The 22,731-nt window shown below is 59.3% G+C and carries 24 protein-coding genes and 1 tRNA gene; 15 read left to right on the top strand and 10 right to left on the bottom strand.

Annotated features, from left to right (window positions below; genetic code table 11):
• The first annotated feature begins 33 nt into the window (after positions 1 to 33).
• The 7 genes from ACZ5RG_RS05440 to hemP are packed head-to-tail and all read left to right on the top strand — an operon-like array spanning position 34 to position 5,895.
• Complete coding sequence (locus ACZ5RG_RS05440; RefSeq protein WP_464447978.1) at positions 34 to 1,845, top strand: TonB-dependent receptor; 1,812 nt, start codon at positions 34 to 36, stop codon at positions 1,843 to 1,845.
• 13 nt (positions 1,846 to 1,858) lie between these two features.
• The gene (locus ACZ5RG_RS05435; RefSeq protein ID WP_464447977.1) at positions 1,859 to 2,548 is read left to right on the top strand and encodes a Fe2+-dependent dioxygenase; all 690 of its coding nucleotides are present in this window, start codon (positions 1,859 to 1,861) and stop codon (positions 2,546 to 2,548) included.
• Positions 2,549 to 2,583: 35 nt separating this feature from the next.
• Entirely contained in the window at positions 2,584 to 3,687 is a 1,104-nt protein-coding gene (locus tag ACZ5RG_RS05430) for an alpha-hydroxy acid oxidase (protein ID WP_464447976.1), read from the top strand.
• A gap of 20 nt (positions 3,688 to 3,707) precedes the next feature.
• The gene (locus ACZ5RG_RS05425; protein ID WP_464447975.1) at positions 3,708 to 4,445 is read left to right on the top strand and encodes an energy transducer TonB; all 738 of its coding nucleotides are present in this window, start codon (positions 3,708 to 3,710) and stop codon (positions 4,443 to 4,445) included.
• 58 nt (positions 4,446 to 4,503) lie between these two features.
• The gene (locus ACZ5RG_RS05420) at positions 4,504 to 5,232 is read left to right on the top strand and encodes a MotA/TolQ/ExbB proton channel family protein (protein WP_464447974.1); all 729 of its coding nucleotides are present in this window, start codon (positions 4,504 to 4,506) and stop codon (positions 5,230 to 5,232) included.
• Positions 5,233 to 5,260: 28 nt separating this feature from the next.
• Positions 5,261 to 5,674, top strand: coding sequence for an ExbD/TolR family protein (locus tag ACZ5RG_RS05415; protein ID WP_298599162.1), 414 nt, complete (start codon positions 5,261 to 5,263; stop codon positions 5,672 to 5,674).
• Positions 5,671 to 5,895 carry a hemin uptake protein HemP gene (gene hemP, locus ACZ5RG_RS05410; protein ID WP_315235644.1) on the top strand — a complete coding sequence of 75 codons (225 nt, stop codon included), beginning with the start codon at positions 5,671 to 5,673 and terminating at the stop codon, positions 5,893 to 5,895. The genes ACZ5RG_RS05415 and hemP overlap by 4 nt, the downstream gene beginning before the upstream one ends.
• Before the next feature lie 72 nt (positions 5,896 to 5,967).
• Here hemP and ahpF read toward each other — a convergent pair whose 3' ends face one another.
• The 3 genes from ahpF to ACZ5RG_RS05395 all read right to left on the bottom strand — a co-directional run bounded on the left by ahpF (position 5,968) and on the right by ACZ5RG_RS05395 (position 8,834).
• Positions 5,968 to 7,518 (bottom strand): alkyl hydroperoxide reductase subunit F, encoded by a 1,551-nt coding sequence (ahpF, locus tag ACZ5RG_RS05405; RefSeq protein WP_464447973.1) that lies wholly within the window; start codon positions 7,516 to 7,518, stop codon positions 5,968 to 5,970.
• 192 nt (positions 7,519 to 7,710) lie between these two features.
• The gene (gene ahpC / locus ACZ5RG_RS05400) at positions 7,711 to 8,274 is read right to left on the bottom strand and encodes an alkyl hydroperoxide reductase subunit C (protein WP_298599154.1); all 564 of its coding nucleotides are present in this window, start codon (positions 8,272 to 8,274) and stop codon (positions 7,711 to 7,713) included.
• Positions 8,275 to 8,411: 137 nt separating this feature from the next.
• A complete protein-coding gene (locus ACZ5RG_RS05395; RefSeq protein WP_464447972.1) occupies positions 8,412 to 8,834 on the bottom strand; it encodes a DUF423 domain-containing protein in 423 nt (140 codons plus the stop codon).
• Positions 8,835 to 8,962: 128 nt separating this feature from the next.
• Here ACZ5RG_RS05395 and ACZ5RG_RS05390 point away from each other — a divergent pair, with 128 nt between their 5' ends.
• The gene (locus ACZ5RG_RS05390; RefSeq protein WP_019428843.1) at positions 8,963 to 9,091 is read left to right on the top strand and encodes a DUF3149 domain-containing protein; all 129 of its coding nucleotides are present in this window, start codon (positions 8,963 to 8,965) and stop codon (positions 9,089 to 9,091) included.
• Between the two features lie 10 nt (positions 9,092 to 9,101).
• Here the strand turns inward: ACZ5RG_RS05390 and cfa are convergent, their stop codons facing one another.
• Positions 9,102 to 10,271, bottom strand: coding sequence for a cyclopropane fatty acyl phospholipid synthase (gene cfa / locus ACZ5RG_RS05385; protein ID WP_464447971.1), 1,170 nt, complete (start codon positions 10,269 to 10,271; stop codon positions 9,102 to 9,104).
• 217 nt (positions 10,272 to 10,488) lie between these two features.
• On the opposite strand from cfa, the gene ACZ5RG_RS05380 reads away from it, so the two are divergent.
• Both ACZ5RG_RS05380 and ACZ5RG_RS05375 read left to right on the top strand, forming a co-directional pair.
• Positions 10,489 to 11,247, top strand: coding sequence for a 3-hydroxyacyl-CoA dehydrogenase (locus tag ACZ5RG_RS05380; RefSeq protein WP_298599575.1), 759 nt, complete (start codon positions 10,489 to 10,491; stop codon positions 11,245 to 11,247).
• 87 nt (positions 11,248 to 11,334) lie between these two features.
• On the top strand, positions 11,335 to 13,140 hold the full coding sequence (locus ACZ5RG_RS05375) for a gamma-glutamyltransferase family protein (protein ID WP_464447970.1): 1,806 nt from the start codon (positions 11,335 to 11,337) through the stop codon (positions 13,138 to 13,140).
• Between the two features lie 99 nt (positions 13,141 to 13,239).
• Here the strand turns inward: ACZ5RG_RS05375 and acs are convergent, their stop codons facing one another.
• The gene (gene acs, locus ACZ5RG_RS05370) at positions 13,240 to 15,201 is read right to left on the bottom strand and encodes an acetate--CoA ligase (RefSeq protein ID WP_298599569.1); all 1,962 of its coding nucleotides are present in this window, start codon (positions 15,199 to 15,201) and stop codon (positions 13,240 to 13,242) included.
• Between the two features lie 168 nt (positions 15,202 to 15,369).
• Here acs and ACZ5RG_RS05365 point away from each other — a divergent pair, with 168 nt between their 5' ends.
• Genes ACZ5RG_RS05365 through murI form a run of 3 tightly spaced genes read left to right on the top strand, consistent with a single transcriptional unit; the run spans position 15,370 to position 18,470 of the window.
• Positions 15,370 to 15,981 carry a TIGR00645 family protein gene (locus ACZ5RG_RS05365; RefSeq protein ID WP_298599565.1) on the top strand — a complete coding sequence of 204 codons (612 nt, stop codon included), beginning with the start codon at positions 15,370 to 15,372 and terminating at the stop codon, positions 15,979 to 15,981.
• A gap of 39 nt (positions 15,982 to 16,020) precedes the next feature.
• Entirely contained in the window at positions 16,021 to 17,574 is a 1,554-nt protein-coding gene (locus ACZ5RG_RS05360) for a fumarate hydratase (RefSeq protein ID WP_298599563.1), read from the top strand.
• A 44-nt stretch (positions 17,575 to 17,618) separates the two neighbouring features.
• Complete coding sequence (gene murI, locus ACZ5RG_RS05355) at positions 17,619 to 18,470, top strand: glutamate racemase (protein WP_315235633.1); 852 nt, start codon at positions 17,619 to 17,621, stop codon at positions 18,468 to 18,470.
• On the opposite strand, the gene ACZ5RG_RS05350 is transcribed toward murI, so the two are convergent.
• From ACZ5RG_RS05350 to ACZ5RG_RS05330, 5 genes are all read right to left on the bottom strand, one after another.
• Positions 18,471 to 19,772: an MFS transporter gene (locus tag ACZ5RG_RS05350; RefSeq protein WP_298599556.1), complete on the bottom strand. Its 1,302-nt coding sequence runs from the start codon at positions 19,770 to 19,772 to the stop codon at positions 18,471 to 18,473.
• A gap of 11 nt (positions 19,773 to 19,783) precedes the next feature.
• Entirely contained in the window at positions 19,784 to 20,413 is a 630-nt protein-coding gene (locus tag ACZ5RG_RS05345) for a DUF6806 family protein (protein WP_298599553.1), read from the bottom strand.
• Between the two features lie 19 nt (positions 20,414 to 20,432).
• Positions 20,433 to 20,525: transfer RNA gene (locus ACZ5RG_RS05340), tRNA-Leu, on the bottom strand.
• A 39-nt stretch (positions 20,526 to 20,564) separates the two neighbouring features.
• The gene (locus ACZ5RG_RS05335) at positions 20,565 to 20,957 is read right to left on the bottom strand and encodes an MAPEG family protein (protein WP_298599550.1); all 393 of its coding nucleotides are present in this window, start codon (positions 20,955 to 20,957) and stop codon (positions 20,565 to 20,567) included.
• Between the two features lie 128 nt (positions 20,958 to 21,085).
• Positions 21,086 to 21,256 (bottom strand): hypothetical protein, encoded by a 171-nt coding sequence (locus ACZ5RG_RS05330; RefSeq protein WP_019428833.1) that lies wholly within the window; start codon positions 21,254 to 21,256, stop codon positions 21,086 to 21,088.
• 128 nt (positions 21,257 to 21,384) lie between these two features.
• Between ACZ5RG_RS05330 and ACZ5RG_RS05325 the strand changes: the two genes are divergently transcribed.
• Together ACZ5RG_RS05325 and ACZ5RG_RS05320 are read left to right on the top strand one after the other, a co-directional pair.
• Positions 21,385 to 21,918 carry a hypothetical protein gene (locus ACZ5RG_RS05325; protein WP_312262336.1) on the top strand — a complete coding sequence of 178 codons (534 nt, stop codon included), beginning with the start codon at positions 21,385 to 21,387 and terminating at the stop codon, positions 21,916 to 21,918.
• Entirely contained in the window at positions 21,915 to 22,700 is a 786-nt protein-coding gene (locus tag ACZ5RG_RS05320) for a hypothetical protein (RefSeq protein WP_464447969.1), read from the top strand. Before ACZ5RG_RS05325 ends, ACZ5RG_RS05320 begins: the two co-directional genes overlap by 4 nt.
• The last annotated feature ends 31 nt before the right edge of the window (positions 22,701 to 22,731 follow it).

The raw sequence follows: 22,731 nt of genomic DNA, 5'->3' as shown, positions 1-22,731 counted from the left end.
ACTGGAATTGATGGTCACGAGGGATTGGAGCGGATGGTCAATAGGTTCTGGAATACGCAGTTTGGCCGTGGCTCCACGGGCGGCGCGGTCAACCAAGTGAGCAAAACACCCCGCTTGATGGACGAAAACCAGTTGGACTTGACCTTGGGATCGCACAACCATGTGCGTGTGGTGGGCGATTTCAACAAGCAGACGGGTGAGAGCGCCGCGCTGCGCCTGAACGTGATGAAAACCCAAGCCGACAACAACGGCTCGGGCAGCTCACTCGACAAGGAGGGCATCGCCGGGGCTTATCGCTGGGGCATTGGTGAGAAGGACGAGTTCCAAGTCGGGCTGTACCACCTGAACAACAACAACGGCATGAACTATGGCTTGCCCTGGATTCGCTCCACCCCGACATCCTCCGCGCTGGAGTCCACCGTCTTGCCGCTGGACCCCACGGCCTACTACGGTGCCGCCAGCGACTACAACGCGGGCAGTGCCACGCATCTGAGCGCCAGCCACACGCACCGATTTTCAGCCGACAGCGAGCTGAGAACGCAAATCCGCAGGGGGCAGTACGAACGGGATCAAAGGGCCGGCACGGTTCGGTTTGCAAACGCCGCCAGCCAACCGGGGGGCCAAGCCGTCAGTTTGGCTACATTCGACCCCAACACGGTCATCAACCGGGGCAACAACCTGAAGATCCAGGACATGGACACGCTCCATGTGCAAAGTGATTTCAGCAAGAAGTTCCAGGCACTGGGCTTAAAACACGAACTGCTGACCGGGTTTGATCTGGCCACCGAAGACAAAACCGTCTACGCCGCCCGCACAGCGGGTGCGCAAGGCGGGGTGACCATCAACAAACCCACGACCACCATCGGCGCCCCGAACGATGGGGCCTGGGTGGATGAAAGCACCCGCGTGCTGCGTGTGAATAACCAGTACAGCAGCACCGGATGGGGGGCCTACCTGCAAGACCTGGTGCAAGTGGCACCGCACTGGAAAGTGCTGGGCGGCTTGCGCTACGACAGCCTGAAAGGTGACTACGACCAATTCGGCAACCCCACGAACGCCACCGACAACGGCACCAAAACCAGTTACCAAATGAGGGTGGGCGAGTGGAGCAAACGCGCAGGCGTGCTGTTCCAGCCCAACGAGTTACAGTCCTTCCATTTGTCTTACGGCACGTCGTTCAACACCTCGGGCGACACCTATTCGCTGGGCGCATCTAACGTGGACACGCCGCCCGAGCAATCGGAAAACTGGGAGTTGGGGGCCAAACTCGACTCGGCCGACAAACGCTTCACCACCCGTCTGGCCCTGTACCGCGCCACCAAAAAAAACGAGCGGAACACCGACCCCTTGTTGCCCGTGGTCACGCTGACCGGCAGCCGCTATGTCTCCGGACTGGAAATCGATGTGGCCGGTCGCTTGACACCGAAATGGGAAGTGTTTGGCTCCTTCACCTGGATGCCCGACGCCAAAGTCAGCAAGGCGGCACCCTGCCCCGCCACAGGCTCATGCAGCCAAGCCACAGCGGGTGAACGGGTAGGCGATCGTCCGGCCCTGACCCCCGTGCACAGCGGCAGCGCATGGACCACTTACCAAGTCAGTAGCCAATGGCGTGTGGGTGGTGGCGTCACTTTCCGTGGCCGCCAGACCCCGACACGGTCCGAGTTTGAAGTGCGTTCCTTCGTGGTCGGTGACCTGATGGCCGAGTACGCCTACAGCGATGCATTGACCATCAAGGCCAATATGAGCAACGTCACCAACAAGTTGTATGCCGATGCTTTGTACCCCGGTCATTACATCCCGGGTGCGGGACGTTTAACGCAAATCACCGCGTCCTACAAATTCTGAGGACGCCACCCACATGATCCGTTTCCTGCCCGAATTGCTCAGCGCGGACACCGTGCGCCAGGCCCGCGACCTGTTGCTGGCCTTGCCCGAATCGGACTGGGCCGACGGGCGAGGCAGTGCAGGCCCCCAAGCCCGCACGGTCAAAGACAACTTGCAACTGCCGCACGACCACCCAGTGGCGGCGCAAATTCGCCACGCGGTGCTCGGTGGGCTGGACCAGTCGAGCACCTTTTTTTCAGCGGCCTTGCCATTGAAGGTATTCACACCCCGGATCAACCGCTACACGCCTGAATTTCCACATTACGGCTGGCACATTGACAACGCGATTCGACTGCGTGCCGACGGCCAGAGGGTGCGCTGCGACCTGTCGTGCACCGTCTTTTTGAACGCCCCCGACGACTACGAAGGCGGCGAGCTGAGCGTGCAAGACCAAGATGCCGTCCACCGCGTGAAGCTGGCCGCAGGCCACGCCGTGCTGTACCCCGGAAACACCTTGCACGAAGTCACACCCGTCACACGCGGCCAGCGGCTGGCCTGCTTTTTCTGGGTCGAGAGCATGGTGCGCAGCGATGAACAGCGCCGCATCCTGTTTGACCTGGACATGAACCTGCTCCAGCTGCGCGAACAACACGGCGAGACACCCGAGACCACGGCTTTGACCGGGGTTTATCACCAGCTGTTGTGCCAGTGGGCCAACACCTGAACGGCCCTGCATTGCCCTTTGTATCTGCACAGACCATGACCACGTCCATCATCACCCTGCAAGACCACGAGCACGCCGCGCAAGCGGCGCTGGGCGAGGCGGCGTGGGCCTATTTCAGCGGTGGCGCGGGCGATGAGATCACACTGCGACGCAACGTGGATGCTTGGCAACGCCTGAATTTGTCGCCGCGCGTGCTGCAAGACCTGGGCGGCGGCCACACCCGCTGCCACTTGCTGGGGCGCGAATGGCCCATGCCGCTGCTGGTGGCCCCCATGGCTTACCAGCGCTGGGCGCATGCCAATGGCGAATCGGGCATGGCGTTGGCCGCAGCCGCGCAAGGTTGCGGCATGGTGCTGTCGCACCAAACCAGCACGCCTTTGCACGATGTGGCGGCGCTGGTGGCCACCGACGCCGAACGTGGCCCGTTGTGGTTTCAGCTGTACTGGCTGGCCGATCGGGGAGCCCTGCGCGAGCTGTTGGCACAGATCGAAGCCGCTGGTTTTGAAGCACTGGTGCTGACTGTGGACGCCCCGGTGCACGGCGTGCGAGACCGCGAACGCCGCCATGGCATGCCTTTGCCCGAAGGCGTGAAGGCGGTGCATTGGCCGACATCGGCCCCCCAAAAGAAACCCAGCACAGGCCTGTGCGCCGGCTTGGCCGATGCCGCCCCCACGTGGGCCGATGTGCACTGGCTCATCGGCCAGACTCGACTGCCCGTGCTCCTCAAAGGCATCACGCACCCACAAGACGCTGTGCAAGCGGTGAGTTTGGGCGCAGCGGGCGTGATCGTCAGCAACCACGGTGGCCGCGTGCTGGACACCCTGCCCGCCACAGGCGAATTGCTGCCGCGCATCGTGCAAGCCGTTCGACAGCAGCACCCGCAAGCGCTGGTGCTGGTGGACGGTGGCCTTCGGCGCGGCACCGACTTGTTCAAAGCCCTGGCCTTGGGGGCCGATGCCGCGCTGATTGGCCGCCCCGTCCTGTATGGCCTGGCCCATGCGGGCGCACACGGCGCGGCGCATGTGCTGCGCCTGATGCGCGATGAGTTCGAAGCCACCATGGCCCTGACGGGTTGCGCCCAAATCCAAGACATTGGCATCGACCGCTTGTGGTCTCCAGAGCCGGTTTATGTCGCTTGATTTCCTTTGAGCCCCACTTTATGCAAGCAGCCCATTTTGAAGACCCGATGCGTCAGCCCTACCGCATCCACAAAAGCCGCACCTGGCGCGTGACCGGTGCGGTGATGCTGGGCCACGCTGGTGTGGCCTGGTTGGTCAACAGCGGTGTGTTGACCAGCGTGGTCCCAGCGAGCGCGCCCGACAACGTGATCATGGCCAGCGTGGTCATGGATGCCCCCGCACCACCCGCACCCAAACCGGAGCCGGCGAGACCCCCAATCCAACACCAAACAAAACCTGAACCAAAGCCGCAGACTGTGGCCAAGCCCATCAGCACTCAGGTGCAACCCGCGCCTGTGCTGTCACCCACGGCCCCCAGCAATGTCGCGCCCATCGTGTCAAACGCTGCACCTGCACTGACACCTGCTGCACCCGCCACGCCTACCGCACCGCCGGCAGGCAACCAACGCCCTGCCTCCAACGCCACAGCAATAGCCGTGGTGCTGCCGTCCACAAGCGCCGACTACCTGAACAACCCTGCCCCACCCTACCCACGCCAGAGCAAACGCTTGGGCGAAGAAGGCACGGTTGTCATTCGTGTGTTGATCACGCCCGAAGGCCGCGCCGAAAAAGCCGAAATCCGCACCTCGAGCGGCTATGCCCGCCTGGACGACACGGCCTTAACGACCGTCAAAGCTTGGCGCTTTGTGCCCGGCCAACGCAACGGTCTGCCCGAGGCCATGTGGTTCAACGTGCCCATCCGTTTTGTGCTGGACTGATCTGCACCCCGTCCGAGCCTCACCCATTTTTTCCATCCCATTCACAGGAGTTTTTGTCATGCCCGAATCATTTGGCCTCGCCCACATCTGGACCCAAGGTGACGCGGTCACCCGGCTGATCCTCATCGCCCTGATCGGCATGTCGGTCATCAGCTGGGTCGTCATCGTGCTCAAGGCGCTGGACGTCTGGAAACACAAACAAAGCGCCTTGGGCAGCGAGCAGTTTTGGCACACCACCAGCCTGGCCGAAGGCTTGGCCGTGCTCAGCCACCGCCAGGACAACATGTTCCACACGCTGGCCCAAGTGGGCCAAGAAGCCACCGAGCACCACTTGGCCGCGCAAAAACAACTGCACGACCGCCTGGACATCAGCGACTGGGTCACACGCAGCCTGCGCAACTGCATCGACGACAACACCAGCCGCCTGCAAAACGGCTTGGCCATCTTGGCGTCCATTGGCTCGACTGCACCCTTCGTGGGTTTGTTTGGCACCGTCTGGGGCATCTACCACGCGCTGGTCGCCATCGGTGCCACAGGCAATGCCAGCATCGACGCGGTGGCAGGCCCGATTGGCGAAACCCTGATCATGACAGCGCTGGGCCTGGCCGTGGCCATTCCGGCGGTGCTGGGCTACAACACGCTGGTGCGTGGCAACAAATTCATCATCGCCCGCATGAACCGCTTTGCGCACGACCTGCACGCCTATTACGTGACCGGTGCCCGCGTGACGCCATCGTCGCAAGCCTTGGGTCAAACCCATGTCGGCCAGCCACACACCGGCCACTGAGCGCTTAACCGCCCACAAGGAAACCCGCATGTCCTTTGAAATCAACGACAACGACGACGACGTGATGAACGAAATCAATATGACGCCCCTGGTGGACGTCATGCTGGTCTTACTCATCATCTTCATCATCACCATACCGGTGGTGCAACACGCCGTGAAGGTGGAACTGCCCCGCACCAGCAGCAGCCGCGACCAGACGCCGCCCGACAACCTGCAATTGGCCATCGACAGCCAGGGCCAGTTTTTTCTGGGCAAACAAGCTGTCACGGCCGATGCACTGGAAAACGCCTTGCGCGAGCACGCGGCCAAAGACCCACAGCCACAGCTCTACATTCGGGGTGACAAAAAAGTCGCTTATGAACATGTGGCCCAGGCGATGACAGCCGCACAACGGGCAGGCTTGGCCAAAATCGGCTTTGTCACCGAAGGCCAAAAGCCATGAGTTTGAAGCCCGCTGTGGCTGCGTCCACAGAGCTGACAACGCCGGGCAAGGCCCACCCGTCGCCATTGCCTGCCCATCCCACACCGATCAAGTCCAACGGGCCGCAAACCCTGGACAGCCGTGAACTGCTGGGCGACCAGGCCATAGTGTTGATTCAGCACCAGGGAGAAATCTACCGGCTGCAAACCACGCGGCAAGGCAAGTTGATCCTGACCAAATGAAGCCTTGATCTGTCAGGTCCCATGAAAAAACCGGACGCGAGGTCCGGTGTTTTCATGTCGGCACGAAGCCAATCAAGAGCGGATCAGGTGGTCAAAAGCGCTGAGTGCGGCCTTGGCGCCCTCGCCTGCAGCGATCACGATCTGTTTGTACGGTACGGTGGTGCAGTCTCCTGCCGCAAACACCCCAGGCACATTGGTGTGGCCCTTGGCGTCCACCACGATCTCGCCAAACTTGCTCAGCTCGACCGTGCCTTTGAGGAACTCGGTATTGGGCACCAGGCCAATTTGCACGAACACACCCGCCAGTTCCACATGGTGCTCGGTGCCGGTTGCGCGGTCTTTGTAGCGGATGCCATTGACCTTGCTGCCGTCGCCCGTGATCTCGGTCGTCTGGGCGTTGGTGTGCACCGTCACGTTGGGCAGGCTGTGCAACTTTTTAACCAACACCGCATCGGCTTTCAATTGCTCAGCGAATTCGATCACAGTGACGTGTTCGACGATGCCCGCCAAATCGATCGCCGCTTCGATGCCGGAGTTGCCGCCGCCGATCACGGCGGTGCGCTTGCCCTTGAACAACGGACCATCGCAATGCGGGCAATAGGCTACGCCTTTGTTTTTGTACTCGGCTTCGCCGGGCACGTTCACATTGCGCCAGCGGGCTCCGGTGGACAAAATCACGGTCTTGGCCTTGAGTGTGCCGCCGTTTTCCATCTGCACCTGCACCAAACCGTCTGCGCCCGCCGGGATCAATTTGTCAGCGCGTTGCAGGTTCATGATGTCCACACCGTACTGTCGCACTTGGGCTTCGAGCGCGGCGGCAAACTTGGGGCCATCGGTCTCCAGCACCGAGATGTAGTTTTCGATGGCCATGGTGTCGTTGGTCTGGCCACCAAAGCGCTCAGCAGCCACACCCACGCGAATGCCCTTGCGGGCGGCGTACACAGCCGCAGCCGCACCAGCGGGTCCACCACCCACAATCAAAACCTCAAACACGTCTTTGGCGTTGAGCTTGACGGCTTCACGCTCCCCGGCGTTGGTGTCCAGCTTGGCCACGATTTCCTCAACAGACATGCGACCGGAGCCAAACACTTTGCCGTTCAAGAACACCATGGGCACGGCCATGATCTGGCGCTCTTCCACTTCTTTTTGGAACGCACCGCCTTCGATGACCACGGTCTTGACCTTGGGGTTCATGATCGCCATCAAAGACAAGGCCTGCACCACATCAGGGCAGTTGTGGCAAGACAAGGACATGTAAACCTCAAAGCTGAAGTCACCCTCCAAGGCCTTGATGCTGTCGATCACATCCTGCTCGACTTTGGGTGGGTGGCCGCCAGTCCAAAGCAGCGCCAACACCAGCGAGGTGAACTCGTGCCCGAGCGGCAGACCGGCAAAACGCACGCCTTCGGTTTGCCCATCGCGGGCAACGACAAAAGACGGCTTGCGGCTGTCATGGCCCGAAGTGTCCAAAGTGACCTTGTCAGACAGGCTGACGATGGTCTCCAACAGGCTCTTCATGTCGGTGCCAGTTTCACTGTCGTCCAGCGAAGCGATCAAGCGAATCGGCTGGCGCAGCAAGGCCAAATATTGCTGCAATTGGGCTTTGAGGGTGTCGTCGAGCATGGTTTTCTCCGGTTTCAGGCTACAAAAATCCCAGACCCTCGCTTGTGACGGGGCCGATTTTTAAGGGGTTGGTGGGAATCGTTGAGGGCAGCTCACGGCAGGCTTGTGACCTGAATGGGCTGCGCTCAACGTCCTGCAATGCAGGCCGTCGGCTCAAGACTGCCCTGATTGAACAGGGCGTCCGATCAAGATTTAGATCTTGCCGACCAGGTCGATGGAAGGAGCCAAAGTCTTGGCGCCTTCTTTCCACTTGGCTGGGCACACTTGGCCGGGGTTGGCGGCGGTGTACTGGGCAGCGGTCAGCTTGCGCAGGGTCTCAGACACGTCACGGGCGATTTCGTTGGAATGGATTTCCACTGTCTTGATCATCAACTCGGGGTTGATGATGAAAGTGCCGCGCAGTGCCAGGCCTTCTTCGTCAATGTGCACGCCAAATGCGCGTGTCAGCGCGTGTGTAGGGTCGCCCATCAATGGGAACTTGGCTTTGCCCACGGCAGGCGAAGTCTCGTGCCAGACTTTGTGCGAGAAGTGGGTGTCGGTGGTCACGATGTAGACCTCGGCACCGGCTTTCTGGAAAGCCGCATAGTTGTCGGCCGCGTCTTCGATTTCTGTGGGGCAGTTGAAGGTGAACGCAGCGGGCATGAAAATCAGCACGTTCCACTTGCCTTTGAGGCTTTGCTCGGTGACTTCGATGAACTTGCCGTTGTGAAAAGCCTGGGCTTTGAAGGGCTGAACTTGTGTGTTGATCAGGGACATGGTGTTTCCTTTGGTTGGTTTAAAAAAACTATCGAATGAGAAAACTCATTGGTAGCAATCATAATGCAGCCCAGGTCGATGAGCCATGAATAGTTCCTATCAAACCGATAGGCAAAACCTTCAGCCGCGTCAACCCTTCATGGCCGCTTGGCATTTCGGGCTGGGCCAACAGCAAACCCGAGTGCCAGGCACAGCCAAGCCAAAATCCAGGCCCCACCACCCCAAGGCACCATGGCCCGCAGCGCGTCAAACCCCAGCACATTGCGTGCATACAGGTTGAAGCTGAACAAGAGCAAGCCCACGAGCATCAGCCAGCCAGCGGCTTGCAGCCATCGCGAAGCGCCCAACCAGCTGCTGGCCAAACCCACAAGCACTAAGCCCAGCGAATGGAACTGTTGCTGGGTCAGCGCGGTTTGCACCATGGCCGGCACGCCGCCAGCAAACACAGGCAAATGCGCGAATGCCGCGCTGAACACCACGCTGGAGCAAGCGCTCAGGGCACCCAACGACAAGAAAATGCGGGCGGATACGGGCAAAGAATGCTGCGGGTTCAAATTCATGGGGGGCCTGTCTAAAAACAACAAAGCACATTGGAGCATGGCTTTGTGCCAAGCCCTTGACCTTGATCAGGGCTTTCGCGAGCCTTTTGGCGCACAGTGAATCACCCAAACCCATTCAAGGATGCCCCATGAAAATGCTGATTGACCTGTTTTCGACCGACTATGGCTTGATGAGTTTGGGCGTGATCGTGTTCATGCTGCTCATGGCCGCTTTTTTCTTGCGCATGTTTGTGCACAAAATGAACCACAACGAATAAAAATGCGCCCTCAGAGCAAGGGCCTGCGGTAGCCACCAGCATGGCCATTGGGCGAGAAAACAACTTGCCAAAGTTGGTTGTCTCGGGCCCGAAAGGTGCCCGCACAGCACAACAGGTAATAACGCCACATGCGGTAAAAACGCTCGCCATACCGGCCTTGCAGTGAGGGCCAAGCGTCTTCAAATCGGGCGTTCCAAGCCATCAAGGTTTTGTCGTAATCTTCGCCAAAGTTATGCCAGTCCTCCATGACGAAGTGGTCTTCGCTGGCCAAAGCGAGGTCCGATGACGACGGCAAGACCCCGTTGGGGAAGATGTATTTTTCAATCCAGCGGTCAATGCCCGCCCCCGACCGGTTCTTGCCAATGGTGTGCAGCAAAAACAAACCATCGTGACGCAAGCTGCGCCGTGCCATGTCAAAGTAAGCGCGGTAGTTTTTGTGGCCCACATGCTCGAACATGCCCACTGAGGCGATGCGATCAAAGCGTTGTTCACCGTCAGGGTTGAAGCGCCGGTAATCCAACAGCTCAAACCGGACTGGCAAATCTCGTGCTTTTTCTGCACCCAAGCGGGCTTGCTCTTTGGAAACAGTCAGCCCCACGCACTGCACGCCGTAATGCTTGGCGGCAAAGCACATCAAACTGCCCCAGCCGCAGCCAATGTCCAGCAAACGCATGCCCGGTAGGAGCTGCAACTTTTGACAAATCAGGTCCAGCTTGGCCTCTTGCGCCTGTGCCAAGGTTTGCGCCACGGGCCAATAGCCACAGCTGTAAGCCATGGTCGGGTCGAGCATGGCTTCGTACAAATCGTTGCCCAAGTCGTAATGCACCTCGCCCACCTGCCACGCACGGCTTTGGGATTGCAGGTTGGTCAGGCGCGCCTTGAGCGAGGCCCACAGCCAGCCGGCACGGCCAACCTGTTCGTCCAGCCGCGCTCGCAAAATGCGGGCAATGAATTCGTCGAGCTGGTTACAGTCCCACCAGCCGTCCACATAGCTCTCTCCCAAACCCAAACTGCCCTGCGTCAAGATGCGGTCAAAGGTGGCCGGATGGTGCACACGCATGTCCCAGGGTCTGCCACCCCCAACCCGAATGTCGGCGGTGGCCAACAACTGAGATGCCCTGCGCCAGTTGTCGTCGGTGTTGACCAGCGACTGTGTTGACCACGCGATGCCTGAACCCATGCGTCTCTCCTGAACCGATGCCCCCGGCCGTGTTGGTCGGGATGAAGTTCATGCTAGAGGGCCTCAGCTCGATTGGGTATTCAAGCTTTCAAGTAGTGCTTTACCCCAAAACCATTAGCCGGAGTGCTTTCTGGCGGGTCTTTCGGCCTGCTGGACGTGCATGCCAGATGTGCATAATTGACGTTGACGTAACGTCAATCAAATTCAGGAGCTCAACATGGACATTCAAGGCAAAGTTTTCATCGTCACAGGTGGCGCATCCGGTCTGGGCGAAGGCACCGCCCGCATGCTGGCAGCCCATGGGGCCAAAGTCGTCATTGCCGACATGCAGGCCGAAAAAGGCGCGGCTGTGGCCAAAGAACTGGGCGGCGCGTTCGTCAAGTGCGACGTCAGCAACGAAGCCGATGGCCAAGCCGTGGTGGCCCAAGCCGTGGCCATGGGCAAGCTCATGGGATTGGTCAACTGCGCGGGCATCGCCCCCGCAGAAAAAACCGTGGGCAAAAACGGCGCGCACAGCCTGGCCGTCTACACCAAGACCATCATGGTCAACCTGGTCGGCACCTTCAACATGATCCGACTGGCATCGGAAGCCATGTGCAAAAACGAGCCCGAAGCCACAGGCGAGCGCGGCGTGTTGATCAGCACCGCCAGCGTGGCTGCTTATGACGGCCAAATTGGCCAAGCCGCCTATGCCGCATCCAAAGGCGGCGTGGTCGGCATGACACTGCCCATCGCCCGCGACCTGGCCCGCAACGGCATCCGCAACATGACCATTGCCCCCGGTATTTTTGGCACCCCCATGCTGTTTGGCATGCCCCAAGAAGTGCAAGACGCGCTGGCGGCAGGCGTGCCCTTCCCCAGCCGCTTGGGCACTCCCCAGGACTACGCCAAACTGGCCAAGCACATCATCGAAAACGACATGCTCAATGGCGAAGTGATTCGGTTGGATGGGGCGATTCGCTTGGCACCCAAGTGAACTAAAACTGCTCACAATGGCTTGCGGTCCAGGCCTGCTGGCTCTCGGATAAATTTACCGATAGCATGCTCCTGTCACGGAGAACACATGGAAAAAACCCTGCCATTCAGCCTGATTTGTCTTTCGCTCTTGAGCGCCTGCACCGTCCCGCCCACCAGCCCTTGGCGCTACAGCGTGCCCGAGCAACCCGAAGCTGCCAGTGGCAACACCGACAAACCCGGCTGGGCCTATGCGCGGCAGGCTGTGGCCGCCGCCAACCCGCTGGCCACCGATGCCGGGCAGCAAATTTTGCAGGCTGGGGGTTCGGCCATGGATGCCGCCATAGCCGTGCAGCTGGTGCTGGGTTTGGTGGAGCCGCAGTCCAGTGGTATCGGCGGCGGGGCTTTTTTGCTGCACTTTGATGGCCAGAAAGTCACGGCGCACGACGGGCGCGAGACCGCCCCGGCGGGTGCCCAGGGCGACATGTTTGTGGGTGACAACGGCAAGCCCCTCCTGTTTGACGATGCGGTCTTGAGTGGCCATTCCGTGGGCGTGCCCGGCGCGATGCGCATGCTGGAAGCCGCACACCGGCAGCACGGTGTCTTGCCTTGGGCCCAGTTGTTTGCGCCCGCCATCACGTTGGCCGAACAAGGCTTCAAGGTCAGTGCGCGCCTGCACGCCCTGCTGCAAGCCGATCCACACCTGAAAAAAGACCCTCTGGCCCTGCGCTTTTTCTACAACGCACAAGGCCAGGCTTGGCCTGTGAGCCATGTGCTGCGCAACCCCGAATACGCCCATGTGCTGCGCCGCATGGCCAGCGAAGGCAGCCGTGCCCTGCACGAAGGGCTTGTGGCCCAGGCCATTGTTCAGCGCACACAAGCCGCGCCACGCCCCGGAAGTTTGAGCCTGCAAGACCTGGCCAACTACCAGCCCCGTGAACGTGAAGCCTTGTGCTTCGATCACACCGCGCGGTCTCGCGCGTACCGCATCTGTGGTTTTCCACCGCCGTCATCGGGCCAGATCGCCATTGGGCAGATCCTGGGCGTGCTGGCCAACACAAGCGCTCAGGGTGCCGAATTTGCAGACGGTTTGCCCTCACCCGACTGGTTGCACCGCTACACCGAGGCCTCGCGCCTGGCCTTTGCTGACCGGGCACAGTACGTGGCCGACCCCGACTTTGTGCGTGCACCCGCTGGCGATTGGCGCAGCTTGCTCGGGTCAGCTTATCTGCGCGAACGCAGCCAACTGATCGGCAACCAGTCGATGAAAGTTGCCACAGCCGGACGGCCAGGCGGCACCCCCACCAGCTTTGCACCCATGCCTGCGCAAGCCGAATACGGCACCAGCCACATCAGCGTGGTCGATGCCCAAGGCCGGGCTGTGGCCATGACCACCACCATCGAGGCCGCCTTTGGTTCGCGTCGCATGGTCACCACCGACCCCACCCGGCCCGGTGGCTTTTTGCTCAACAACGAACTGACCGATTTCAGCTTTGTGCCCTCCGACGCGCAAGGCCGGCCCATTGCCAACCGGGTCGAACCCGGCAAACGTCCACGCTCGTCCATGTCGCCCACGCTGGTGTTCGACAAAGCCACGGGGCAGTTGGTCATGAGCGGCGGCAGCCCGGGCGGGGCACTCATCATTCACTACACGGCCAAGCTCTTGACGGGCACGCTGTACTGGGACCTGAACGCCCAGCAGGCCGTCAGTCTGCCCAACTTTGGCTCACTCAATGGCCCCACGCTGCTGGAGGCCAAACGCTTTCCACCCAGCACCGCAGATGCGTTGAAAGCCCGAGGTCATGATGTGCGTGAGATGGACATGACCAGCGGCCTGCAAGCCATTGAGCGCACACCTCAAGGCTGGTTTGGTGGGGCTGATCCACGCCGTGAGGGTGTGGTGTTGGGGGACTGAATCACCAAGCCGTACAGCCCTCAAAACCAGAAAGCAAAACGGCAGCCTAAGCTGCCGTTTTGCATGGATGCCGGCTCAAGTCCGGCATGACAGGTGAGATCAGTACGCCTGACCCAACTGGCTCAGGATGCCAGGGTTCTCCAGGGTGGAGATGTCTTGCGTGATCTCTTCGCCTTTGGCCAGCGAGCGCAGCAAGCGACGCATGATCTTGCCGGAACGGGTCTTGGGCAAGTTTTCGCCAAAGCGGATGTCTTTAGGTTTGGCGATCGGGCCGATTTCTTTGGCGATGTGATCGCGCAGTTGCTTGGCAATCGCCTTGCCCTCTTCGGTGTTGGGCAATGAGCGCTTGAGCACCACAAATGCACAGATGGCTTCGCCTGTGGTGTCATCAGGGCGGCCCACGACAGCGGCTTCAGCCACCAGCTCGGTGCAGCCAACCAAGGCGGATTCGATTTCCATGGTGCCCATGCGGTGACCCGACACGTTCAGCACGTCGTCAATGCGGCCAGTGATGGTGAAGTACCCGGTCTTTTCGTCGCGGATCGCGCCGTCGCCAGCCAGGTAGTACTTGCCCTTGAAGTCGTCCGGGTAGTAGCTCTTTTTGAAGCGCTCAGGATCGCCCCAGATGTTGCGGATCATGGAAGGCCATGGGCGCTTGACGACCAGAATGCCGCCTTGGCCATTGGGCATGTCTTCGCCTGTTTCGCTGACGATGGCGGCCTGGATACCAGGGAACGGCAGTGTGCAAGAGCCGGGCACCATGGGGGTCACACCGGGCAGCGGCGTGATCATGTGACCACCGGTTTCGGTTTGCCAGAAAGTGTCCACAATCGGGCAACGGCTGCCACCCACGTGCTGGTAATACCATTCCCACGCAGCGGGGTTGATTGGCTCGCCGACCGAGCCCAGCAAGCGCAGGCTGGACAGGTCATAGCTCTTGGGGTGCACGGCGTCGTTGGCTTCAGCCAGTTTGATCAACGAACGGATGGCGGTGGGAGCGGTGTAGAAAATCGAGACTTTGTGGTCTTGGATCATTTTCCAGAAGCGGCCAGCATCCGGGTAAGTGGGCACGCCTTCGAACACGATCTCGGTGCCGCCCAAGGCCAGAGGGCCGTAGGTGATGTAAGTGTGGCCAGTGACCCAGCCGATGTCGGCGGTGCACCAGAACACGTCGTCTGCCTTCAAGTCGAAGGTCCACTTGGTGGTCAAGGCCGCGTGCAGCAAATAGCCACCGGTGCTGTGTTGCACGCCTTTTGGCTTGCCAGTCGAGCCGGAGGTGTAGAGCAAGAACAAAGGGTGCTCGGCGCTCACCCACTCTGGCTCGCAGGTGGTGGCTTGCTTGTCGGCCAAGTCGGCCATCCACAGGTCGCGGCCTGCGGTCATGGCGATTTCATTGCCACTGCGCTTGATGACCAAGACGTTTTTGATGCTGTCGCAGCCGCCCAAGTTCAGGGCTTCGTCGACGATGGATTTGAGGGGCAGGTGCTTGCCGCCACGCACTTGGTGGTCAGCGGTGATCACGGCCACAGCGCCAGTGTCTTCAATGCGGTCACGCAGCGATTGGGCCGAAAAGCCCCCAAACACCACCGAGTGGGTCGCACCAATGCGGGCGCAGGCTTGCATGGCGGCCACGCCTTCAATCGACATCGAAATGTAGATGACAACGCGGTCGCCCTTTTGGACACCCAGGGATTTCAAGGCGTTGGCGTATTGGCAGGTTTTGGCCAAGAGTTGGCTGTAAGTGATCTTGGTCACTTCGCCCCCATCGGCTTCAAAAATGATGGCGGTCTTGTCGCCCAGGCCTTTTTCGACGTTGCGGTCCAGGCAGTTGTAAGAAGCATTCAAGGTGCCGTCTTCGAACCACTTGAAGAATGGGGCATTGGACTCGTCCAGCACTTGGGTGAAGGGTGTCTTCCAAGTGATCAGCTCTTTGGCCAATCGACCCCAATAGCCTTGGTAATCTGTTTCAGCTTCTTTGCACAGCGCTTCGTAGGCGGGCATGCCGGAAACGTGGGCGTTCTTGACGAAGTCTGCACTGGGTTGGTAAATGTTGGCGCTCATCTGATTTGTCTCCTCAATGACATGGCGTTTTTGAAACTGGTGCAAATGTCTGCTTTCGCTCTTACAAAGCACTGACTGACAGCAGGCTTGCACAAACAAGGCCTGCGACAGGAGATCTACCGCCTAAAATCGCGGTTTGTCTGAAGTCGCCCACTGTCAAAGAAATTCATGAAGCCCACACCCAAACAGCCCCTCCCACGCAAAAGCTCTTTGAGCTCGTTGAACAGCTTCATCTTTGCCAGCCGGTGGCTGCAGTTGCCTTTGTACTTGGGCCTGATTGCCGCGCAAGCCGTGTACGTGTTCCACTTTTGGGTAGAACTGGTGCATTTGCTCGAAGCCGCTTTTGGCAGCCAGACAGCGCTGCAAGCACTGATCAACGGCATTGGCTACAAAACCACGGCCCCCATCACCTCGCTCAATGAAACCGTGATCATGCTGGTTGTGCTGGGCCTGATCGACGTGGTCATGATCTCCAACTTGCTGATCATGGTGATCGTGGGAGGCTACGAAACTTTTGTCTCACGCTTGAACCTCGAAGGCCACCCCGACCAACCCGAATGGCTGGACCATGTCAACGCCTCGGTGCTCAAGGTCAAGCTGGGCACGGCCATCATCGGCATCAGCTCGATCCACTTGCTCAAAACCTTCATCAACGCCGCCAACTACGACGAAAAAGTGTTGATGTGGCAAACCGTGATCCACATTGCCTTTTTGCTCAGCGCGATCGCCATTGCCTATGCCGACCGATTGATGTCGCACCACGACAAATCCGGCCATTGAATTCCCTCGTTTTTTGACCCTCCACTGGACCACCTCACCATGACCACTGTGATCAAACAAGCCGACCTGATCGAATCCGTCGCCGCCGCCCTGCAGTACATCAGCTACTACCACCCGGCCGACTACATCGCCCACTTGGCCAAGGCCTATGAGCGCGAACAAAGCCCGGCCGCCAAGGACGCAATCGCTCAAATCCTGACCAACAGCAAGATGAGCGCCACAGGCCATCGCCCGATCTGCCAAGACACAGGCATCGTCAACGTGTTCCTGAAAGTAGGCATGGATGTGCGCTGGGACGGTTTTACCGGCAGCTTGGACGACGCCGTCAACGAAGGCGTGCGCCGTGGTTACAACCACCCAGACAACACCCTGCGTGCCTCTGTGGTGGCTGACCCGCACTTCAACCGCAAAAACACCAAGGACAACACGCCCGCCGTGATCTTTACCGAGATCGTGCCGGGCAACAAAGTCGACGTGACCGTTGCAGCCAAAGGCGGTGGCAGCGAAAACAAATCCAAGATGATCATGCTCAACCCCGGCGACAGCATCGTCGACTGGGTGCTCAAAACCGTGCCCACCATGGGCGCAGGCTGGTGCCCACCTGGCATGCTGGGCATCGGCATTGGCGGCACCGCTGAAAAAGCCGTGCTCATGGCCAAGGAAAGCCTGATGGACGACCTGGACATGTACCAATTGCTCGAGAAATCCAGCAAAGGCGAGAAGCTCGACCAAGTCGAAGAAATGCGCCTGGAGCTGTACCACAAAGTCAACGCCTTGGGCATTGGCGCACAGGGTCTCGGCGGTTTGACCACCGTGCTCGACATCAAAATCAAGATGTACCCCACCCACGCAGCCAGCAAGCCCGTGGCCATGATCCCCAACTGCGCGGCCACCCGCCACGCGCACTTTGTGCTGGACGGCTCTGGCCCCACTTACCTCGAAGCGCCATCGCTGGACCTGTGGCCCAACGTGAACTGGACACCCGACACCGAGAAAAGCCAACGCGTCGACCTGAACGCCCTCACGCCCGCCGAAGTCGCGAGCTGGAAACCTGGGCAGACGCTGCTGCTCAACGGCAAGATGCTGACAGGCCGCGACGCCGCACACAAACGCATCCAGGACATGTTGGCCAAGGGCGAGCCCCTGCCGGTGGACTTCACCAACCGCGTGATCTATTACGTGGGCCCAGTGGACCCCGTGGGCGACGAGGCCGTGGGACCCGCAGGCCCGACCACCGCCACCCGCATGGACGGCTTCACCGAAATGATGCTGGCTAAAACAGGCCTGATTGCCATGATCGGCAAAGCGGAGCGCGGCCCGGTGGCCATCGAAGCCATCCAAAAACACAAGTCGGCCTACCTCATGGCTGTGGGCGGCGCGGCTTACCTCGTGTCCAAAGCCATCAAGCACGCCAAGGTGGTGGGATTTGCCGACATGGGCATGGAAGCCATCTATGAATTTGACGTGGTCGACATGCCCGTGACGGTGGCGGTAGACGCGGGCGGCACCAGCGCCCACATCACCGGCCCGGCCGAATGGCAAAAGCGCATCGCCACAGGCGAGTTCAAGGGTATTGGCGTGACCGCGGGCTGAATGTGAAGCGGCGGTGGTCACCAGCCATCGCGCTCACCTGATCCATGACTGAATCACCCATCGGCGTTTTTGACAGCGGCATCGGCGGCCTGAGCATCTTGCAGTCTCTGCTGGCTGCTCTGCCTGCCGAACACTTTGTCTATTGGGCAGACAACGGTCATGCACCCTACGGAGAAAAAACCGATTTGTTCGTACGCCAGCGCAGCCTGGCCATTGCAGATCACTTGATCAAACGGCACCACATCAAAGCCTTGGTGGTGGCCTGCAACACAGCCACCGCGGCGGCCATACATGAGTTGCGCACACAGCACCCGCACCTGATCCTCATTGGTGTCGAGCCGGCCCTGAAACCCGCCTTAAAAATCAGCCAGACTGGGCATATCGGGGTCATCGGTACACGGGGCACACTGGGCAGTGAAAAGTTCCATCGTCTGCTGACCAGCCTCGAAGACCAGGCCCAGTTCACCGTGCAGCCTTGCAACGGACTGGCGCTGGCCATCGAGCAAAGCACCCATCTGACGATGGGGGCCCCTGCGACCGAGCGAATCACCGAATTGCTGCAAACCTATACCCGTGAGATGGGTGATTTCGGACAAGCCCCCGGCCAGATGGACACACTGGTTCTGGGATGCACCCACTATGTATTTGCCGAAAGTGCACTGCGCGAACTGCTCGGACCGCAGGTGCATCTGGTCTCTACCGGCCAGCCTGTAGCGCGGCAAACGCGGCGCTTGCTGGAGGCAGCCGCCCTGCTGCGCAGTGGCCCTGGCCCACACGCATTGGCCAACCGCATCAGCCTGCTGAGCAATGGTGACTTGGCCAGCCTGCAAGCGGCAGCACAACGCTGGCTGGGTCTACCGCACGCTGTCTGCCAGCGGGCAGACGCACACGTTTAATCAGTCTTGCCCCAAGGCCATGCGCCGTCCACGGGCCACATTGACGGGCATGAGCAAAACCAGACCCAACACAAACAAGAGCGAGGTCGAGCCAATGGCCAGGCGCTGATTGCCACCGCTCAGCCAAGTGATCAGGCCATAGCTCAAGGGGCCGACGATGCTGGCCAGACGGATCGCAAAAGTCCAAAGACCAAAGAACTCGCCCAAGCGCTCAGGTGGCGCCATCAGGCCTGCCATGGCCCGACCAGAAGACTGACTCGAGCCCATGCAGAGGCCCGCAATGGCGGCAGCCCACCAGAACACCTCCTTGGTGCTCGACAAAGCCGCGATCACACACGTCAATATCCAACCCAGCAAAGTCAAGGACAACGCCAACTTGTGGCCCATCCGGTCTTGGGCATAACCAAACACAAAAGCGCCCACAAAGGCTGCGATGTTCAGTACAAAGATCAGAACCATGGTCTCTTGTGCTTGAAACCCAATGACCTGTTCGGCGTAAATGGCCGCCAACGAAATGGCCACCGCCACCCCGCCCTGATAGGCCACCGCGCATGCCATCAGTCGGGTGAAATCTTTGTACGGGCGTGCGTCGCGGAATGTTTGAGCCAAACCTTGCAAGCTTGCCAGCATGCCCACAACAGGCGCGTCTGGCTGGGGTTTAGCGTGCTCACGCATCAAGACAAAAGTCACGCAAGCCGCAACGCCATAAACCGAGGCGGTGATCAACATGGTCACCGGCACAAATTGACCGCCTGTCTCACCCCGTGCTTGCGCTGCCAATACATAGGCCAAGCAGACACCCAGCGTGAGCATGCCGCCGATGTAGCCCACCGCCCAGCCCCAACCGCTGACGCGGCCCATGGCCTGGGGTTGGGCCAGTTCGGGCAAAAATGAAGCGGTCAAAGACTCGCCATAAGAAAAGAATGTGTTGGAGATCACCAGGATCAGCAAACCCAAAGCCACCTGCCCCGGTCCCACCAGGGCCAATGCCGCCGTGCTGATCACGCAGCCCGCAGTGACCCACATCAGCAAACGCCTTTTGCCCGCCACACGGTCAGCCCATGCACCCAGCCCCGGCATGGTCAGCATGACGATCAGATAAGAAGTACTCAGGGCCGATGTCCAAGCGAGCGTGGCCCAAGGTGCGCCACCCGCCACGCCCCCAACAAAATAGGCCGCAAACACAGCGGTGATCACCACGGTGGTGTAGCCAGAATTGGCGAAGTCGTACATCGCCCAGCCAAACACCTCACGCAATCGAACACCTGGGTTAAGAGCTTCGCGCGAGAACATGGCAGTCATGAATGGGGCTTTCAGTGAAGGTGTCTTGGGCGGCGACCGCCGCCACCATGGCCGCTGCTGTTGCCGCCCGAGCCTCTGGGCGGCTTGCCCAGTTCAAGCGAGCTGACTAAATTGTCAAAACGCTGACTGAACAACTTGTCGATTTCGGCCACGACACCAGACAACTCGGAACCATCAAAATGACGCTCCATCATGTTCACCACATCGTGAATCAACAAGTCGCGCTGGGCTTGCATGATCGCGCCTGGATCCGGGCCGACAAACAGCATCACAAAATCATCGCGCGACTCAGCGCCACTGGCTTCATCTTCGTCGTCAAATTCAGTGTCGTAAAAAGTGACCTCAATCTGAGTGCCCGCAGCAGACAACTCGTTGAGGTTCATGCACAGGTCTTCCATGACCATGCGAAAGTCTTCGTCACCTCGGACCGTCCAGCACATTTGCAGACGGTGCAAGCCCGCATCAAAACGGATGCCGGGTTCTTCCTCGTAAAGACTGGGTGAGCCTTCGCTCAGACTGCGAGTTCCTGCGTAACGCCAAAGCGGCTTGAGCGCTTCCTGAATCGCCTGGATGTCGGTGCCGGGTTTGATCGGCACATCACCATGCACATGAATTTCAAGCGGTGCGTTGTCGTTTTTCATGATGGTGCTTTTGTAACGGTGGTGCCCCGAGCCGGAATCGAACCGGCACGCCCGTTATTCACGAAGCAACGGATTTTAAGTCCGGTGTGTCTACCGATTTCACCACCGGGGCATAGGCTCTATTGTGCCTTGATAAAAACGATTTTTCGGCTCAATTAAGCTGCAAGTTCTGCATGGCCAAAACATAAAAAGCGATCACACTGAAATAGCCAACAGCCCAGAAAATGGACCGAAACAAGGCTTTGTCAGCCAGATAACAAGCGACATAAGCCACTCGCGCCGCCACAAAAAGAACCGCCAACAAATCAACCACGAAAGGATCGACACCCGTCAGCAGCGCCAACACCAAGCCAACGGCAAAAAATGGAAAGGCCTCCAAGCTGTTCGCCTGAGCGGCATTGGCCCGCGCTCTAAAGCCACTTTGCTGTGCCAGCCAAGCACGGGGGTTGTGGTTGTCATAGCCCTTGGCGCCCGCCTTGGCAATGCCCGCACAAAACACAGGCATCAAGCCAGCGACCAAAACACAGGCGTAAGAAATCACCATTGCAGCTCACATTTCAATTTGACAGCGCCGGATCGCCAAACAACACCTTGTGCGCGAACCAACAAAAAAGCCACTGAGGATCAGTGGCTTTGGGCATTAAAGAACCGGCTCACACCAGGTCCGTTCAATCAGCCGCCTTTTTTGGAGCGCTTGCCGGGGTTCTTCTTGTTGCGAGTTGAAACACCACGCTCCAAACTCACTCGCTGACCGCGGCCATGCGTAGGCAAGGTCACGCCAGGCAATGCAGGCAGGGGTGCTGTGAATTTACGATCTGCTTCGGTAACGATTTTGTTGCCCATCTATGGCTCCAGATAAATAATGCAAAGCGATATTAGGCCACAAGAATGCACTGTTTTGAGCGGTGATCGCGTCAAGTTGACATCGATCCGCATGGCTTGGGTCATTGAACAGGCGATAAACTGGCCACATGGACTTCACTCCCCTGTTGATCGTGGCCTATTTCGCCTTGTTGGCGATCACCCTTCGCAAACGCGGGGGCAGCATTGAGGGGCCCTGGCTTTTTTTCTTTCGCGCGTTTTTCCCCAACTGGAAGTTCTTCCACGGCATCAACCTCACCCCTCGCCTGTATGTTCGTGGCCAATCGAAAATGGGCAACTGGTCCGACTGGTGCCTGGTTTATCCAAGGTTGCCTCTCAGACCACAGCATCTGGTCCACAACCCGGCCGTCAACTTGGCACTCACGCACCAAAACCTGGTTGATCACCTGGCCAACGACATCAACGACTTGCCCGATGGCACAGACATACGGCAACGGGTAACTTACCAGTTGGTCAGTCGTTTGGCCCGGCAAGCCATTGCAGGCGGGCAATGGGGTGATCGCCCCATGATGGCCGAAGAACCGCTACGCGACCTTTCGGCTTTCCAGTTTGAAGTGCGAATGGAAATGCCTGGAACTCAAAGCAGCCATCTCATGCTGCAATCGCCAGAAATACCCACATGAGCTTGACACTGGCCATTCGCATTTTTGAAGTTCTGCTGGGCTGGAGCCTTCTGCTGCAAACGCTTGAATACCTGCGTGTGCAGTCACTGGACCGCGTGGCCGTCTGGCCGATTCTTCAACAAGAAATTCCCGCACGACCCGCCTGGATCAAATTTTGTCTGAACAAGCTGTTCCAGCCACGCCCCTACAAAGCATTGCTGGGCTTGCGTCTGGCGCTCGCGATTGCATTGATGTTGGGGCACATCGGATTGATCGGAGCCCTGCTGCTCTTTTTGATCGCGATGCTCTTGCTTTTGCGCTGGCGCGGGGCGTTCAATGGCGGCAGCGACTTCATGACCCTGGTCGCCATCACAGGACTCTTGCTGGCGCACATTGTGGGCAGCCTGACAGACAGCCCCCTGGGCTGGCGAGCCGGTCTTTGGTACATCAGCTTGCAAACGATCAGCTCGTATTTCGTCTCCGGCTGGGTCAAGCTCATGCGTCCAGAGTGGCGGTCAGGCCGCGCCATGACGCTCTTTTTAGACACCGGCGTTTATGGCCCATTGCCTGCCAAGAGCATTTTCAGGAACCCCACTGTCGCCAGGATCTGTTCCTGGTCGTTTACGGTTTGGGAAGGCTGCTTTCCAATCGCGCTGCTCGATGTTCGAATGGCCTGGATGTTTTGCGCTGTGGCGGCCCTCTTCCACTTTCTGGTGTTCGTGTTCTTCGGCCTCAACCGGTTTTTCTGGGCTTGGACAGCCACGTTCCCGGCCGTTTTGTATTGCTCGGGTGCCAAATGGTAAAAAGCCGCTACGGCATGAAGCAGTAGCGGCT

It is taken from the genome of Limnohabitans sp. TEGF005 (assembly GCF_055394835.1).
Note: the sequence above shows the minus strand (reverse complement) of the source record. Positions and strands in the feature narration are given on the sequence as shown.

Excerpts from the sequence above, each read along its gene's own strand:
- cfa (WP_464447971.1), bottom strand. The coding sequence starts at position 10,271 with ATGGGTTCAGGCATCGCGTGGTCAACACAGTCGCTGGTCAACACCGAC.
- ACZ5RG_RS05440 (WP_464447978.1), top strand. The coding sequence starts at position 34 with ATGGTCAATAGGTTCTGGAATACGCAGTTTGGCCGTGGCTCCACGGGC.
- ahpC (WP_298599154.1), bottom strand. The coding sequence starts at position 8,274 with ATGTCCCTGATCAACACACAAGTTCAGCCCTTCAAAGCCCAGGCTTTT.
- ACZ5RG_RS05360 (WP_298599563.1), top strand. The coding sequence starts at position 16,021 with ATGACCACTGTGATCAAACAAGCCGACCTGATCGAATCCGTCGCCGCC.
- ACZ5RG_RS05415 (WP_298599162.1), top strand. The coding sequence starts at position 5,261 with ATGTCCTTTGAAATCAACGACAACGACGACGACGTGATGAACGAAATC.
- ACZ5RG_RS05420 (WP_464447974.1), top strand. The coding sequence starts at position 4,504 with ATGCCCGAATCATTTGGCCTCGCCCACATCTGGACCCAAGGTGACGCG.
- ACZ5RG_RS05425 (WP_464447975.1), top strand. The coding sequence starts at position 3,708 with ATGCAAGCAGCCCATTTTGAAGACCCGATGCGTCAGCCCTACCGCATC.
- ACZ5RG_RS05345 (WP_298599553.1), bottom strand. The coding sequence starts at position 20,413 with ATGAAAAACGACAACGCACCGCTTGAAATTCATGTGCATGGTGATGTG.
- murI (WP_315235633.1), top strand. The coding sequence starts at position 17,619 with ATGACTGAATCACCCATCGGCGTTTTTGACAGCGGCATCGGCGGCCTG.
- ACZ5RG_RS05365 (WP_298599565.1), top strand. The coding sequence starts at position 15,370 with ATGAAGCCCACACCCAAACAGCCCCTCCCACGCAAAAGCTCTTTGAGC.
- ACZ5RG_RS05335 (WP_298599550.1), bottom strand. The coding sequence starts at position 20,957 with ATGGTGATTTCTTACGCCTGTGTTTTGGTCGCTGGCTTGATGCCTGTG.
- ACZ5RG_RS05375 (WP_464447970.1), top strand. The coding sequence starts at position 11,335 with ATGGAAAAAACCCTGCCATTCAGCCTGATTTGTCTTTCGCTCTTGAGC.
- acs (WP_298599569.1), bottom strand. The coding sequence starts at position 15,201 with ATGAGCGCCAACATTTACCAACCCAGTGCAGACTTCGTCAAGAACGCC.
- ACZ5RG_RS05395 (WP_464447972.1), bottom strand. The coding sequence starts at position 8,834 with ATGAATTTGAACCCGCAGCATTCTTTGCCCGTATCCGCCCGCATTTTC.
- ACZ5RG_RS05430 (WP_464447976.1), top strand. The coding sequence starts at position 2,584 with ATGACCACGTCCATCATCACCCTGCAAGACCACGAGCACGCCGCGCAA.
- ACZ5RG_RS05325 (WP_312262336.1), top strand. The coding sequence starts at position 21,385 with ATGGACTTCACTCCCCTGTTGATCGTGGCCTATTTCGCCTTGTTGGCG.
- ACZ5RG_RS05350 (WP_298599556.1), bottom strand. The coding sequence starts at position 19,772 with ATGACTGCCATGTTCTCGCGCGAAGCTCTTAACCCAGGTGTTCGATTG.
- ACZ5RG_RS05330 (WP_019428833.1), bottom strand. The coding sequence starts at position 21,256 with ATGGGCAACAAAATCGTTACCGAAGCAGATCGTAAATTCACAGCACCC.
- hemP (WP_315235644.1), top strand. The coding sequence starts at position 5,671 with ATGAGTTTGAAGCCCGCTGTGGCTGCGTCCACAGAGCTGACAACGCCG.
- ACZ5RG_RS05320 (WP_464447969.1), top strand. The coding sequence starts at position 21,915 with ATGAGCTTGACACTGGCCATTCGCATTTTTGAAGTTCTGCTGGGCTGG.
- ACZ5RG_RS05390 (WP_019428843.1), top strand. The coding sequence starts at position 8,963 with ATGAAAATGCTGATTGACCTGTTTTCGACCGACTATGGCTTGATGAGT.
- ACZ5RG_RS05435 (WP_464447977.1), top strand. The coding sequence starts at position 1,859 with ATGATCCGTTTCCTGCCCGAATTGCTCAGCGCGGACACCGTGCGCCAG.
- ahpF (WP_464447973.1), bottom strand. The coding sequence starts at position 7,518 with ATGCTCGACGACACCCTCAAAGCCCAATTGCAGCAATATTTGGCCTTG.
- ACZ5RG_RS05380 (WP_298599575.1), top strand. The coding sequence starts at position 10,489 with ATGGACATTCAAGGCAAAGTTTTCATCGTCACAGGTGGCGCATCCGGT.